The sequence below is a fragment of the Paenibacillus plantiphilus genome, assembly GCF_927798095.1.
GTDB lineage: Bacteria > Bacillota > Bacilli > Paenibacillales > Paenibacillaceae > Paenibacillus_Z > Paenibacillus_Z plantiphilus.
The window spans coordinates 124,393-141,403 of sequence record NZ_CAKMMF010000008.1 but is presented as its reverse complement, the minus strand read 5'-3'; the positions used below and the strand labels follow the sequence as shown (position 1 = coordinate 141,403).

Below are 17,011 nucleotides of genomic sequence, written 5' to 3'. Positions count from 1 at the left end.
ACGATGGCGAGAATTTCGATTTGTGCTCTGTAAGCAGGTTTTTCCGTTTTAAAGTGGCAGGGAGCGTGATTGGAGTGGTTTTTTTGAAGCTATAACACGATTTTTCCTGCTTACAGCATCCTTTCGCGCTGCCATTTATTGCTTTAACACGGTATTTCCTGCTTACAGCGGAATAGTAAACAGAGGAGACAGTGCCTACGCTGCAAAAAAACACACTTTTCGAGAAATCTTGATAAAAAACAACTGTACTTTTGCAGCTATCTACTCGAACTGGAGCATGATTTGGTTTAGTACCTGTGCTTTTGCAGATAGATGGCCCCGATGCTAGATGAATTGGTGCGCTCGCTCCATTCCCCACTTGCAGGTAGCCCATTCGAGCAAATAGTCACTCTTGCAAACTCAAAGCCAAGTTGGACCACCGACTCACACCACAGTGAATTCCTTTGCTGATTCTTTTGTAAATTCCTTTGCTGATTCTTTTGTAGAATCATTCATAAATCCTCTCGTAAATTCCCCTGTATGCTCCTTTTCCCTGCTCAATTGGTAGTCATGCAGACTGGCATACACGCCGTCCTGAATGATCAGTTGGTCATGGCTGCCCTGCTCCACCACTTTGCCCTGCTCCAGCACATAGATCATTTCCGCTTCTTCAATTGTGCTCAAGCGATGCGCGATGACGAGGACGGTGCGGTCCTTCATCAGCTTGTTGAGTGCTTGCTGCACCCAATACTCGGACTCATTATCAAGCGCTGAGGTCGCCTCGTCGAGCAGCAGAATCGGCGCATTTTTCAACAGGGCGCGGGCGATGGCCACACGCTGCCGCTGTCCGCCGGACAGCTTGGCGCCGCGCTCGCCGACCATCGTCGCATACCCCTCGGGCAGCGCCTCGATGAATTCATGCGCATAGGCCGCTTGGGAAGCGGCGATCATTTCCTCCCGTGTTGCCCCTTCCTTGCCAAGCAAAATGTTCTCTTCTATCGTCCCTTCGAACAAATAGGCATCCTGCGGCACATAAGCGATCATGCCCCGCAGCTCCTCCATGGTGTAATGAGAGATCGGCTTGCCGGCAATGCCGACAGCTCCGCATGTTGGGGAATAGAAGCCTAGCAGAAGCTTGAAAATCGTGCTTTTCCCGCTGCCGCTTGCTCCAACAAGAGCCGCTACCTCACCGGACTTGATCGTCAGACTGAAATCATTCAGCACCTGTGAATCCGGCTCATAAGAGAAGCCAACTTCCTTGAACTCCAGCATAACGTTCCGGCTAAGCGAAGCCTCCTCACCCCGAGGCAGAAACCGCTCTGCTTCCGGCGCATGGTCCAATACCTCAAACACCCGCGCAGCGCCAGCAAGCGAGCCCTGCATCAAGGAAACGATGCTGCCGAGCTGCAGGAAAATCATCGTTACTCCCATTTCCAGCTGAACAATGGCCGCCATCTGACCCAGGCCTAGATAACCTTGCGCAAACATCATAATGCCTACGACCAGAATGCCGCCAAAGCTGATGAAGTTGATACAATAGTTGACAGCCTCCAGCAGGCCGCTGCGATGCCCTTGCTCCACCGTTGAAGCGGTCACTCCTTCGTTCGCCTCGTCATATTTGCCTGTTACAATCTTCTGAAGACGAAACATCTTCATCGTCTGCAATCCCGCCAGCACATCGGTCAGCCGTTCCGTCATTTGGCCCATGCGCTGCTGCAGCTTGTCGCCTGTTCGCCGCAACGGGCCGGCAAATGCAAGATTGACACCAATGCCTAGTGCACCGAAGATGGTCAGTGCAATCGCAAACCGCCAATCCAATATATACATGGATACGATAGAGCCCAGCAGGGTGAACAGATCGGTCAGCATCGACTTCAGATGCTCCGTATAGATGTTCTCCATCGCCTGAACATCATTCGTCGAGCGGGAGATGAGATCCCCGGAGTGCCGGCTTTCAAAGTAGCTAGGCGGCAGCACACCGAGGTGATCATACAGCCGTGCGCGCAGATCGACCATCGTCCTTTTTACAACCCGCATATACATGAAGGCGAAGATCGGCGAGATCAGTGCAATTGCGAGGAAAGCAGCGCTGACAAGCATAATTGATCCCAGCAGTTGCTGCTGATCCCCGCCTACAGAAAAGTCGAGCAGATTTTTGAACACGAACGCCATAACAATGGTAATGCTGCCATGCACCATACTGTCGCCAATCAATCCGGCAAAATAAACCTTGCGCCGCGGACCGAGCAGGGCCAGCATGCGGCGAAGCTCAGCTAAGCTGTTTCTCAAGTGCAGCCTCTCTCCGATCATCCTGCCGCCCCCTCTCTTCGTTATTCCGCTTCGTCTCTCCGGTATCCGCTCTCCGATCAACGTCCTCTTCTGCGGTTCTGGCGAATTGCTTCAAATAAAGCTTGGTGTATAAACCATTTTGCGCCAGCAGAAAATCATGCGTTCCCCGTTCAACGATCCGGCCATCCTTCAGCACAAGTACAAGATCTGCTTCCTGGATCGTCGAAAGTCGATGTGCGACTACCAGTACGGTGCTGCTGTGCATCACCCGCTCCAGCGCTTCCTGCACAAGCGCCTCCGACTGCGTATCCAGAGCGGATGTCGCTTCATCCAGCAGCAGAATGGGCGCACGCTTCAGCATCGCGCGGGCGATTGCGAGACGCTGTCGCTGACCGCCTGACAGCCTTGCGCCGCGTTCACCGAGAACCGTCTCATAGCCTTGCGGCAGCTCAACAATAAATTCATGAGCGCCTGCGGCGCGCGCCGCTTCAATAATAGACTCCCGACTCGCTCCTGCAAGACCGTAACCGATATTGTCCGCTATGCTTACCGGAAACAAATACGTGTCCTGCGAGACAAGCGACAGTCGATCCCTTAGAGGAAGCGGGTCCCATACGCCAAGCGGTTGTCCAAGCACTCGAATCGTCCCAGTGAGGCGAGCGCCTTCTCCTGCACTGTCCGCTCCGGCACTTCCAGCACTTCCAGCAATGTTCGTACTGTCCGCACTTTCCGTGCTTTCCGCACGTTCCTCCTCCATCCCATAAAACCCGCAAATCAGCTTCAAAATCGTACTTTTCCCGCTGCCGCTCGGTCCAACTAACGCAACGGTTTGGCCGGCAGGCAATTGGAAGCTGATGTCAGTGAGCACCTGTGGCTTGCCTTCATAAGCGAAGGATACGCCTTCAAGCTCCAGGGAAGGTCCGCTGCCTTCGACGATTGGCGGCTCTCCACGTCCTGACGGCTCAAGCGGGAGCTCCAGCAGCTCCAGCAATCGCTTGGCCGCACCCTTTACCTCTTGCACCTGAGCGGACAGAATCGGCGCCATCGACAGCGGCTGCATCAAGAAATTAAGCAAATACAGGAAAAGAATCATGCCGCCAGCGGTCAGCTCGCCCTCTCCAATCAAATAGCCCCCATACGATACGCTGAAAATAATCGGACTCGACAGCAGCATCAGACTGACCGGGGCGATGAGCGCACGCCTTTTTTCAACCTGCAGGCTTTTCGCCAGCACCAGTTCCATGGCCGCCCTGTATTTGCTCGACATCGCTCTGAACATATTGAACGCCTTCAGCATTGGAATGCCGCCGATCGTATCCTGAGCGATAGCATTCGCCGAGCCAAGATGCTGCTGCAGTTGCTCGGACATTTTGTTCATTGGGAAAACCAGCAGGCTCGTAATGAGAATCGCCACCGGAAGCAGCAGCAGACTGAACAGCACCAGCTTCCAGCTCGTCAGCAGCAGCACGGTTAACGCGGCAACGAATACAACCGGCATATAGAACAGATTCGAGAAATGCAGCTTGAAAAAGTTCTGAATAACAGCGGTATCATTGGTCAGCCGCGACACCAGATCGCCGGAATGGCGGCTCTCCAGCTCGGATACTCTCGTTCGCTCCAGATGACTCACCAGATCACGGCGTATGTCGCGCAGGGCGTTCGCGCTGAACCTGGTCAGCGCGTATTTGATCGCATAGCTTGCAGCGGCCCCTGTGACAGTGAGCACCGCCAGCAGGGTGAAGGTCGCTCCCATGCCGACGAGAAAGCCTCCCGTTGCATCCTCCACAAGTCCCTCAATGAACAGTCCCAGCCAAATATCAATGGCCGCGGTGACAAGAGAGGCCGAGATGCTGAGCAATATCCATAAGGAGTACGGCTTCATATATTTGGCCAGCTTAATCAAGATGTTGCTCCTTTCCCGGTCAGCATAAGAGCTCCCGGATCAATGCCGCATTCGCTTGCAGATGCTCGGGCTCCAGCATATCCTCATGCGGTCCGAAGCCCTTGTATTTCACTTGGCGGCCAGTCGTATGCTTGCTCCAGCTCAACTGGCGCTGCAGCAGGTTCAGCCCTTTGCCCTCCGATTCAACGAAATGAATATCGGCGGCGACCTTCCCCTTATTGTCCAACTCGTTCAGAAATTCGACATAGCCCATCATATGGCTGAAAATCGTGCTGCGGATCGTTTCGTTCTGCAGATAAACGCCGTACTGCGCGCCTGCTCCTTCCTCCTCGATCATTTTGCCGACCTCCTGCTCGATTTGCTGTGCGGTTTGATTGGTCGTTTTCTTCTTCGGCTCCGCATCCAGCATGACCAGATCGGATACGTGACAGCCTGCGGCTTCAAGCGCGCGCGCAATGCCGAACGCCAGATTGCCGCCTGCCGAGTATCCGAGCAGCGTATAAGGTCCTTCCAGCTGCAGCGCGCGAATGTGATCCACGTACTGCTCGATGCCATTATCACCTGGGATAAAATCGAACCCGTAAACCGCGATATCCGCCTGCTCCAGCAGAACAGCCAGCTCCTGATAAACGAAGCCATAGCCCGCCACTGGCGGAAAACAGAACAGCGTCCGCTTAATCGATGCCGGATGATTGAGCAGCGTGACCGGCTGTGCCTCGCTCCGTTCAATGCGGCTGCGGGCAATGATGCTCGTCAGTCCGGCGATTGTCGGCTGCTGGAAGACGGTGATGAACGGCAGCTCCACACGCAGCAGCTCATAAATTTGCGCCGTAAGCATCGTCGCCTTCAGCGAATTGCCTCCAAGCTCGAAGAAATTGTCGTGAATGCCGATGTCCGGCACACCGAGCAGTTCCTCCCAGATGACGGCAAGCCGTTTCTCTTCATCGTTTCGCGGCGCTGTATATGTCCGGCGAACAGCGCTAAGATCGGGCGGCGGAAGGGCTCGCGTATCGATTTTGCCATTCGGCGTAATCGGCAGCCGCGCCAGCTGCACGAAATGAGTCGGAACCATGTAAACAGGCAATTGTTCAGCCGCGCTTGCTTTGATCGCCATAAGGGACTCTTCCTTGTCGGCAACGACATAAGCGCATAAATAGGCTTGTCCTTGCGCATCGTTCAAAGCCTGCACGGATGCCTCGCGGATATCGGGATGCTTCAGCAGCACCGCTTCAATCTCGCCAAGCTCGATCCGGTAGCCGCGCACCTTCACCTGATTATCGATGCGGCCGCAGAAGGCTATCGTCCCATCATGCAGCCATCTTGCCGCATCGCCTGTACGGTACATATAACCGCCGGGCTCAAACGGATTCGGCACGAATTTCTCAGCCGTCAGCCCTGGCTGATTCCAGTAGCCCTGCGCAAGCCCCGTACCCGCAACGCACAGCTCTCCTCTAACACCGATCGGCAGCGGCTGCAGACGGTCATTCACAATATAGACCCTTGTGTTGGCGATTGGGCCGCCAATCGTAATGCTCCTATCCGGCTCCAGCCCCCGCATAAACGTAGAGGTGCAGCTATTTTCCGTAGGGCCGTACTCATTAATCAATTCCAGCGCGGCATTCTTCCGCTTCGCTTGCTCCACAAGGCCGCTTGGGATACTTTCTCCGCCCAGGACGACCTGCCGAAGCGATGCCGCCTCGCGCGGCTCCAGCATTTGAATGAGGCTGCCGAACAAGTTCGGTACACTCGTAAGGTGCGTGATGCCGTGCTCGGCAACAATCCTTCTCAACGCTACAGGGTCCTTCGCTTCCTCCGCCCCGGCCAATAAGCTGACCGCACCCGAAGCAAGCGGTGTGAACAGGCTCAGTACAGAGGCGTCGAATGAGAACGATATGAGCTGCAGCGCCTTGTCCTTCGAGCTGTAGCCGTATTCGTCACGCCGCCACTTTACCGTGTTGGCAATGCTTCGATGCCTGATCATCACGCCTTTCGGCTTGCCTGTCGTGCCGGAGGTATAAATAATGTAAGCCAGATCCTCCGGCTCAACCGTCCAATCCGGATTGGAGCCGTCGGCCGCATAGCTGGCCGAATCCGCCAAATAAAGCACGTTACCGCCGAATTCACCAATTACGCTCGACATCCCAATCTCTCTTGCAAGCAGGAGTGACGCGCGGCTGTCATCCAGCAGGTAGCGGATACGGTCGGCTGGATAGTCGGGGTCAATCGGCACATAGGCAGCGCCAGCTTTCATAATCGCCAGCATGCCGATCACCATTTCGGGCGTTCGGTCTGCCGCGACCGCCACAATATCTCCCCGGCCAATGCCGTGTCCGCGAATTGTGCGCGCCAAGCGGTTGCTCCTGTCATTCAGCTCCGCATAGGTCAGCGATGCTTTCCCCTGTACAATCGCCCGCTGCTTCGGCAGCAGCTCCGCCTGCTCCTGAACCAATCCATGCAGTAGATCGGAGCCGCTGTACGCGCGGCTCGTATCGTTAAATCCGAGCAGCTTCGCTTTCTCTGCCGATGACAGCAGATCAATCTCCACGACAGCCCTCTCGGGAGCTTCTGCAGCACTCTCAAGAATACGCAGGAAATGACCGGCCATTCGCCGGATGCTCTCCTCCCGGAACAGGTCCGTGCAATATTCCAGACTAAGGCGAAGTCCTCCCTCGTCTGGAGCCGCGATCAGCGAGACATCGAATTTGGCGATGCTGTGCTCCTGCCCGAAGGGCAGTACGTTAACTTCGTCGTCATTACCCTCAAGATGGGACTCGCCTTGTGGCAGACGCTTGCGCGGCACAGCGGCATTTTGCCAGACGAACACGGTATCGAACAGCGGATTGCGGCTCAAATCGCGATTGAGCTGCAGCTTCTCCACCAGCAGCTCGAACGGATAATCGCCATTCTCCAGCGCGGTCATCGCATTGCCCTTCACATCCGACACGATGTCGCGGAAGGTTCGATTCCGATCCAGCGTGCTGCGAATCGCCAAGGAATTGACGAACATGCCCAGCATGCCCTCTGTATCCGCATGCGAGCGTCCGGCTATTGGAGAGCCGACCACAATATCATCCTGGCCCGAATAGCTCGACAGCAGCACCTTGTAGGCGGCAAGCAAAACCATATACAAAGTGGCGCCCGACTCGCGCGCCAATCGCTCCAGACCGCTGAGCAGCTCCGGTCCCGCCTCGAAATCGACGACAGCGCCAGCGAAGCTTTTTACGACAGGACGGGAATAATCGGCGGGAAGCTCCAGCACAGGAACATCCCTTAGCTGCTCCAGCCAGTAACGCTCCTGCTCATGGAACGAATCGCTCTCCATCCACTCGTTCTGCCATCGCGCAAAATCCTTATAGTGCAGCAGCAGCGGCGGCAGAGACGCTCCCTCATACAGAGACATGAACTCCTCCATAAACAGAGCGCCCGATACACCGTCGGAAATAATATGGTGCATATCATGCGCAAACAGATGCCTGTCCCCGTCTCCGTCAAGCGTGATCAGCACGGCCCGCAGCAGCGGCGCGCTGACCAGATCAAACGGCAGGAACCATTCGTCAAGCTGCTGCTCGGCTTCTTCAACAGAAGCCGCTCGAAGCCGATCCAAGCGGAATTCCAGCTCATCATGCACACGCTGCACCGGCTCCCCGTTCACGCTGTGAAAGGAGGTGCGCAGCACCTCATGGCGATCAACCATCGCTTGCAGCGCCTGCTGGAAGCGATTCTCGTCAATTGCGCCTTCCAGTATGACCGCAGACGGCATATTATAGGCCAGCCCCCTGCCTTGTCCCTCGAAGAGATCAAGCAGGTACATCCGTCTTTGTGCGGAAGACACCGCATAGAACTCCTGCTTCGGCGCCGGCTCGATCGGCCGATAATGTGCTGATCCCTGCTCGTCGATATAACAGGCTACCGCCTCCACCGTCGGCGTCTCGAACAGCAGCCGCAGCGGAACCTCAACCCCGCTTGCCTTGTGCATCGCTGCAAGCAGCGCAATGGCTGTGAGCGAGTGGCCTCCAAGGGTGAAGAAGCTGTCCAGCACGCCGATCCGCTCGACGCCCAGCGCCTCCTGCCACAACGCTGCGACCTGCGCCTCCGTCACTGTGCGCGGGGCCACGAATGGCGTGCCGGTTTCCAGCTCGCCGCCGATTGGCGCGGGTAGCGCCTTCCGGTTGATTTTGCCGTTCGGAGACAGCGGCAGACTGTCCAGCTGAACGAAATGCGCCGGCAGCATATAGGACGGCAGATCATTGCCCAGATGCTCCCGCAACTCGGTCGCATTCATCTCGCGCTGGGCAGTGAAGTAGGCGCATAGGAAGCTCCCCTTCGCCTCATCCTGAAGAGCGACTACGACCGCTTCACGCAGCGCCTCGTGCTTCAGCAGCACATTCTCAATTTCGCCCAGCTCGATGCGGTAGCCGCGAATTTTGACCTGAAAATCCAGCCTGCCGGAATATTCGATATTGCCGTCTGGCAGCCAGCGGGCCAAATCCCCGGTGCGATACATGACCGTTCCCGGCGCATTGGGATTGCGGACGAATTTCTCCGCCGTCAGCTCCGGCTTGTTGACATAGCCGCGCGCCAGACCAACCCCTGCGATGCACAGCTCCCCGGGCACGCCTACCGGCTGCAAGCGCAGCTGCTCATCGACCACATACAGCTGGATGTTGTCAATCGGCCTGCCGATCGGCACGCTGCCGTTGCCCTCATGCTCCGCGCAATCGTAGAACGATACATCGACAGCAGCTTCAGTCGGTCCGTACAGATTGATCAGCTTTGTGCCGCTGCTGCTGCCGATCTCCTCCTTGAACCGCTTCGCATGGGACGGCTGCAGCGCTTCGCCGCTCGCGAACACATAGCGAAGGCTAGCCAGCCGCTCATGATGCGGTGATCCCTCTATATAATCGAGGAACAATCCCAGCATCGACGGCACGAAATGCATCGTTGTCACGCGGCTGCGGGCAATTTCCTGCAAAATTTCCTCAGGATTCTTCTCGCCGCCCGGCTTCAGGAAGCATACCTTCGCGCCTGCAAAGCCGAACCAGAACAGCTCCCAGACAGATACATCGAAGGTAAACGGCGTTTTCTGCAAAATAACATCACGCTCGGTAAGCGGATACGCCTTCCCCATCCAATGGATACGGTTGACCGCCGCCTGATGCGGAATCATAACGCCCTTGGGCTGCCCCGTAGAGCCGGACGTATAGATCACATAGGCCAAATGATGAGGACCTGCAAGCGGCTCCAGATTGGAGGCATCCTGCCCCTCATAGACAGCAGGATCGTTCAAATCTAAGATAGGGCCGCTGAATAAATCACGCGCCCGCGCAAGCTGCCTCGTTCCCGTCAGCAGACATGTCGCGCCAGCGTCCTCCAGCATGTACTGAATTCGCTCATTCGGAAAATCGGGATCAATCGGCAGATAAGCCCCTCCTGCCTTCTGGATGGCGAGAATGCCGACAAGCATCTCCGCTGCCCGCTCCAGCATGATCGGCACGATGACATCGGGTCCGACCCCGCTGGTACGCAGCTTGCGGGCCAGACGATTGGCCGCTTCATTCAGCTCGCGGTACGTCAGCCTGCGGTCGCCGTCAATAACAGCCTCCGCATTCGGCGTTCTCGCCGCCTGCGCCTCGATGATTCCGTATATCGTCGCATCGGACGGGTAGTCCGCTGCCGTATCATTGAATCGCTCCATCATTTGCGTCTTCTCATCCGCAGCCATCATATCGATATCGGAGATGAGAGTCTGCGGATTGCCAGCCGCCACCTGCAGAATATGCAGGAAATGCCCCGCCATCCGGCGTATCGTGTCCTCGTGGAACAGCGCGGTGGCGTACTCGAAGCTGATGACGAGCCCGTCCTCCGTTTCTGTCGCTTCCAGCGACAGATCGAATTTGGCAGCGCCGCCTGCAAACTCGAACGGCTCTATCTGCAGTCCTGTCAGCTCGCCTGTGTCCATGTTAATATTTTGCAAGCTGAACATCGTATCGAACAGCGGATTGCGGCTAAGATCGCGCGGCAGCTTCAGCTGCTCCACCAGCGCGTCGAATGGATACTGCCCATTGTCGAACGCGCCCAAGGTCGCGGCCTTCACCTCATCCAGAAACTCCCCGAATGATCGGGACGGCTGAGGACGTCCGCGCAGCGCAAGCGTATTGACGAACATCCCCAGAACCGGCGCCACATCAGCATGTGTACGGCCAGCAACAGGCGTTCCCACCACAATGTCGTCCTGTCCGCTGTACTTGTGTAGCAGCACCTTATATGCCGCCAGCAGCACCATGAACAGCGTTGCGCCGCTCCTTGCCGCGCCTTCGTTCAGCGCCTGCTTCAGCTCCTGGCCAGCTTCAACCGCGAAGGTCGCTCCACTGAAGCTTTGCATTGCAGGACGCGGATAATCAGTCGGCAGCGCCAGCAGCGGAACGTCCTCCGCGAACAGCTCCAGCCAGTAAGCCTCGTTCCGCTTCATTGCGGCCTGACCTTCCACGCTGTTCTGCCATACCGCGTAATCCTTGTATTGAATGCGCAGCGGCGGCAGCTCAGCGCCCTCATACAGCTCCACGAATTCCTTCATAAAAATACTCATAGAAACGCCGTCCGCGATAATATGATGCATATCGCACAGAAGCAGATGCCGCTCCTGCGACAGCTTCAGCAGCTCTACCCGCAGCAGGGGCGGCTGCGTCAAGTCGAAGGGGCGAATGAACGCATCGATGATGCTCTCTGCCTCCGCTTCCTCCACCTCTCTGCAAGCAATCGCAAAGTAGATGTCATCCACGGATGCAATGCGCTGAACCGGCTCCCCGTCCACAAGGCTGAACGTTGTTCGCAGCGCGTCATGCCGGGCAATGAGCCCTTGGAATGCAGCCTCAAGGCGTTCCCGGTCCAGCTGTCCCTCAATCGACATTACCCGGGGCAGGTTGTAGCTGATGCCTGCCCCCTCGAAACGGCTCAGCACGAACAATCGCCTCTGCGCCGGAGACAGCGGATAATGCTCCTGCTCCGGCGCGGGAACCAGTGTATCGCTTGCGGCTTGCTCTGCTCCTTCAATATAGGAAGCCAGCGCATCCACTGTCGGCGCTTCAAACAGCTTGCGCAGCGGCACGTCTACCCCGAACTGCCCCTTCATCCGCGCAATAAGCGTCATCGCCTTCAGCGAATGGCCTCCAAGCGCGAAGAAATCGTCAAACGCGCCTACAGGCTTCACACTCAGCACGTCCTCCCACAGAGCAGCCAGCTCCACCTCGACCGCTGTTCGCGGCGGCGAATACGGCGATTTCTCTGCGGCTGTCGTCCAATCCGGATCAGGCAGCGCGCGACGGTCGATCTTGCCGCTCGCGATTAACGGGAAACGCTCCAGCGCGATAAAATATTGCGGGACCATGTAGGACGGCAGCTCCCGCGCCAATACATGACGCAGCGAGGCGCTATCGGAATCGGCGGCTTCACTAACGTAATAGGCGCACAGCACCTTCTGTCCATCGCTTCCCTCTTTGGCGAGGACACAGCTTTCTTTTACCCCTGGCTGCTTCAGAATGGCCGCTTCAATCTCTCCAAGCTCAATCCGATAGCCGCGAATTTTGACCTGCTGATCGATCCGGCCCAAATATTCTACTGTGCCATCATGGCGCCAGCGGCCCAAATCGCCGGTTTTGTACATCCGCTCACCTGAAGCGAACGGGTTAGGCACAAATTTCTCAGCCGTCATCTCCGGCAAATTCGCATAGCCCCGGCTGACGCCATCTCCTCCGACAACAAGCTCGCCCGGCACGCCGACCGGCTGCATATAACCCTCTTCATCCACGACATAGACCGTAGAATTGCTGATCGGTCGGCCAATGGGAATCGGATCGTCGTAGTGACCCGTAATCGGGTACGTGAGCGAGAATGTCGTATTTTCGGTAGGACCATAGCCATTAACAACGATGTCGCCGCAAACGCGGCGGACCCTGTTGACATGGATCGGAGAAACAGCCTCACCGCCAATTAGGAGCTGTCTAATGCCCGCGAACATCTCCGGACGGTAATCTGCCAGCTGATTAAACAGCGGCACAGTCAGCCACAGCAGCGTAATCTGCTGGTCGCGGATATAGTCGGCAAGGTGATCGGCATTCAGCAGCACATCCTTGTCCACAACATGAAGCGTCAGTCCGTTCAACAGAACGCCGAATATTTCATAGATGATGGCGTCAAAGCTGACAGAGCCCGTAAGCAGCAGACTTCCGTCAGCGTCGAAGGAGACATAATTCGTCTCCTTCACCAGGCGGACAACATTGCGCTGCTCCACCATGACCCCTTTGGGCTTGCCCGTCGAGCCTGAGGTGTACATATAATAAGCGAGATCAGTCGGCGCGATGTCGATTCTGAGCTCGTCCTCGTTGCTTTCGCTACCACGGTCTCCGGCTCCGGCTCTGGCTCCTGCACCTGACCCTAGTTCGGCTCCGTCCCCGACGCCATCTCCATCCCCGACCCTATTTCCGGCTCTGGCCGACAGCGATGGGTCCGCCAAATCCAGCCATTCGACGCCGAAGTCCGCAGGCGGCTCCGCTTCGAATTTGAAGCCTATCGCCGCAGCGCTGTCCTCCAGCATGTAACGGATTCGTTCCTCCGGGAACGAAGGGTCAATCGTTACGAATGCACCCCCCGCCTTGGAAATGCCCAGCATCGCTGCAACCATCTCCAGCGACCGCTCCGCATAAATGCCGACCGCTCCATCTCTGCCGATTCCCCGATCCCGAAGCGCGCGTGCCAAGGCGTTGGCGCGTTCGTTAAGCTCTCGGTAGGTAAGCGTCACCCCGCGATGCGTAATCGCAGCATGATCCGGCGTCAGCAGGACCTGCTTCTGGAACAGCTCCGCAATGGAGGCATCGCGCGGATATTCGGTTGCCGTAGCATTGAAAACCCCGACAATCTCTTCCTTCTCATCCGCGGTAATCATCTCAATATGGCGAATCGCAATGTCGGGCTGCCCGGCTACGATGTCCAGAATCTCAATAAAGTGGCCCAGCATTCGGTGAATCGTGCCCTCCCGATACAGCGCCGAGCTGTATTCCGCGCTAAGGAGCAGCCCCTCCTCCGCTTCCATCGCCTGCAGCGACCAGTCGAACTTGGATACGCGCGATTCCGAGGCTAAGGGGGTGAAGCTGAGGCCTGATAGCTCAGGCGACTCCAGATTCATATTTTGCAAAATAAACATCGTATCGAACAGCGGATTGCGGCTAATGTCCCGCTGCAGTCCCAGCTTCTCGATCAGCGATTCGAACGGATAGCCCCCATGCTCGAACGCCTCCAGCGTTGACTCCTTCACTTCATGAAGGAATGCGGCGAACGTTTTGCCACCCTCCGGCCTGTTCCGAAGCGCGAGCGTGCCTACGAACATCCCGATCATCGGCTCTGTATCCGCATGCTGACGACCTGCTGTCGGAGAGCCCACTACAACATCGTCCTTGCCGGAATACTTAGCCAGCAAAACATTATAGGCAGCGAGCAGCACCATATACAGAGTCGTTCCGCTTTGCTTCGCCAGTGTCTGCAGCCGATCCAGCAGCAGCGGTTCCGCCTGACGCGACACAACGCCGCCTGCGAAGCTCTGCACGGACGGGCGCGGATAGTCGGAAGGCAAATCGAGCACTGGCAGCGGGCCGGAGAATCGTTCCAGCCAATACTGCTCCTGACGCTCCATCAGCTCCGAGCCCAGCAGCTCCTGCTGCCATACCGCATAATCCTTGTACTGGACGCGCAGCGGCGGCAGCTCGGCTCTCTCGTACAGTGCCACCAACTCCCTCACCAGAATGCCTGCCGACACACCATCGGAAATAATATGGTGCATATCGTACAGCAGCAAATGCCGGTTATTGCCCAGCTTCATAATCTCTGCTCTGAACAATGGCGCCGCATCCAGCTCGAACGGGCGAACGAACGCCTCCACCAGCGCATCCAGCTCTCCTTCCGAGGCTTCCAACGCTTCCGAATACGGAACCTCCAGCATAGCGGAGGCTTCAATAATCTGAACGGGCTCACCGTCCACACTGGCAAAAGAAGTCCGCAGCGACTCATGCCGAGCGACCAGCTCGCGGAACGCTTCTGCGAGGCGCGGCACGTCCAGCTCGCCCTCCGCAATTATCGCGCCGGGCAAATTGTAGCTCGTTCCCGAGCCCTCCAGCGAGCTGACGACGAACATTCGCCTCTGCGCGGATGACACTGGATAATGGGGCCTTTCCGCTGCCGGCTCCATCGCGGCATAGCTCCCGCTGCGTCCGCTGCCGCTCTCGTCCTTGATATAGGCGGCAATGGCCGCCACAGTCGGCGATTCGAATACGATGCGCAGAGGCACTTCGACGCCGAATGCCTTATGGATTTGCGACAGCAGCGACATCGCTGACAGCGAGTGGCCGCCACGATTGAAGAAATGATCCTTCACGCCAATCCGCGACACTCCCAGCAGCTCCTGCCACATCTGGCACAGCTGCGCCTCCGTTTCATCGGATGGAGCAGCGTAAGGCGTGTCGTCGCCAACAAGTCCGGTCTCATCCGGTTCTGGAAGAGCCTTTCGATCCAGCTTGCCATTGGGCAGCAGCGGCATCCGCTCCAGTTGAACAATATGGGCAGGCACCATATAAACAGGAAGCTCCTGCGCCAGCCCTTCCCTCACATCGAGAAGAGCGGTCTCATCCTCTGCCGTTATATAAGCGCACAGCAGCTTCCCTCCACGGACGTCGTCTCTCGCGATGACGACCGCTTCCTTTACGCTGTCCTGCCGTATAATTGCAGCTTCAATCTCGCCGAGCTCGATGCGGTAGCCGCGGATTTTGACCTGATGATCGATCCGATCGACGTAATCTATGCGCCCATCAGGCAGCCAGCGGGCAAGGTCGCCTGTACGATACATGCGCTGCCCCGGCTCGAACGGACAATCGATGAACTTATCTGCCGTCAGCTCTGGCCGCATCCAATAGCCTCGGGCGAGTCCTGCTCCGGCTACGCACAGCTCGCCGGGAACGCCAATCGGCATAAGCTCCAGATGAGAATTGACGATATAGATGCGTGTATTCGCGATTGGCCCCCCGATCGTAACAGGTCCATCCTGACGCAGCCTGCGGCAATAAGCGGCGACGACACTCGTCTCAGTTGGTCCATATTCATTGACCAGCTCCGCCTGGGGCGCGAGCTCATTGCTGCGGGCGATCACGGTGTCCGTTACTTTTTCCCCCGCAACAGTAACGATTCGCAGCGACCTCGCATCTTCCGATGTCATGCTCTCCAGCACTACGCCGTACAGGCTCGGCACGCAAATAAAGTGCGTCACGCCGCCTGCGGCAATATGCCTCCTGATGGCAAGCGGATCTCTGGACTCCTCCTCGGCTAGCAGAATTACCTTCGACCCGCTGACAATCGGGGTGAAGAAGCTCGTTACGAAGCCGTCGAAGGAGAAGGAGAACAACTGAAGCACGACATCCTGCTCCGTCAGCGCATACTCATCGGCGCGCCATTGAATCGAATTGGCGATCCCGCCATGCTCCACCATAACGCCCTTGGGCTGGCCGGTCGTGCCGGAGGTGTAAATGATATAGGCTAAATTTTCAGAACCCGCAACGGAAGCGAGCACGGAATCGTCTTTATGGTAAGAAGCCTCGTCACCGAGATCGATGTAATCCGCCGTAACTCCCGCTTCACTCGCCAGATGGGCCTGGCCGAGCAGAAGCGCAGCGCGGCTGTCTTCGAGCAAATATGCGATACGCTCCGCAGGATATGCCGGATCGATGGGCAGATAGGCTGCCCCCGCCTTCATAACGGCGAGTATCGCAACGATCATTTCGGTTGATCGCTCGGCTATGACAGCTATAACCGCGTCGGGCATGGCTCCGCGAGCGCGAAGCGTGCGGGCAAGCCGATTGGCTCGGGCATCCAGCTCCCGATAAGTAAGCGCCTCCGCGCCCAGTTGGAACGCAATCCGCTCAGGCGACCGCTGTGCCTGCTCCTCGAACAATCCGTGGAGCGTACGGCCTTGCTGCAAATCGCGCGCGGTATCATTGAAGCTGTCCAGCAGCAGACCGCGTTCCTCTGCAGTCAGCAGTGGCAGCCGCGACAGCGGCGCATCAGGCGTCTCAATCGCTCTCAGCACATTCTCCAGATGGCGGGCAAGCGAAACCACTGACTGCCCGCTGTAGCGCAACGCGTCATATTGAATCGCAATGTTCACCCGATCTCCGTCGCTGGAGAATATAAAGGACAGGCTGGAGACGATATGTGCCGTGTAAGCCCGGTCATGAATGCCTTCCAGCATAACCATGGTCGGCACCTCTGCCGTCCCGTCATCATTTACAGGCAGCTGCGCATAGTCGGCCAGTGCCAGAAAGGGCATGTTCTGATGCTCATTGGCCTCTGTGAAGGCCTGCCTCACAACCCCTGCCCATTGGCGAAATCCATGGTCACCGCCGTATTCCGTCTGGATGAGGAGCAGCGTGTTGGCCAGCTCCCCAACCGGAATGTTCTGCTTCAATACGGGCACTCCGATTCGCACCTCTTCAGCGGATGCATAGCGATGAAGCAAATAGCTCACGCCGGACAGCAGCAGCATAAACAAGGCTTGATCCGATCTGGCGGCATTCCTCAGCTTGTCCGTCAAGGCGCTGTCCAGCGTGCCCGAGTAAACCTCGTAATCCGGGGATTTGCCGCCCCCCTTCGAGGAGTCATCATGAGCCGGCCCTTTGCGCAGCGCCGTGCGCGGGAACTCGCTGACGGCATCGTTATCCGAAAGCTTTTGAGACCAGTATTGCTCCTCTCTTTCGTAACGACCACTAGATAGCAGCAACTGTTGTGAGTATTTATCAATCATTGCGG

The 17,011-nt window shown here is 57.1% G+C and carries 3 protein-coding genes; all 3 read right to left on the bottom strand.

The genetic code is table 11. From position 1 onward, the window contains the following. Positions 1–423: 423 nt before the first annotated feature. Genes L6H65_RS09180 through L6H65_RS09170 form a run of 3 tightly spaced genes read right to left on the bottom strand, consistent with a single transcriptional unit; the run spans position 424 to position 17,006 of the window. The gene (locus L6H65_RS09180; protein ID WP_236340301.1) at positions 424–2,289 is read right to left on the bottom strand and encodes an ABC transporter ATP-binding protein; all 1,866 of its coding nucleotides are present in this window, start codon (positions 2,287–2,289) and stop codon (positions 424–426) included. Next, positions 2,249–4,171: an ABC transporter ATP-binding protein gene (locus tag L6H65_RS09175; protein ID WP_236340299.1), complete on the bottom strand. Its 1,923-nt coding sequence runs from the start codon at positions 4,169–4,171 to the stop codon at positions 2,249–2,251. The genes L6H65_RS09180 and L6H65_RS09175 overlap by 41 nt, the downstream gene beginning before the upstream one ends. Positions 4,172–4,190: 19 nt before the next feature. Beyond that, positions 4,191–17,006: a non-ribosomal peptide synthetase gene (locus L6H65_RS09170; protein ID WP_236340297.1), complete on the bottom strand. Its 12,816-nt coding sequence runs from the start codon at positions 17,004–17,006 to the stop codon at positions 4,191–4,193. Positions 17,007–17,011: the final 5 nt, after the last annotated feature.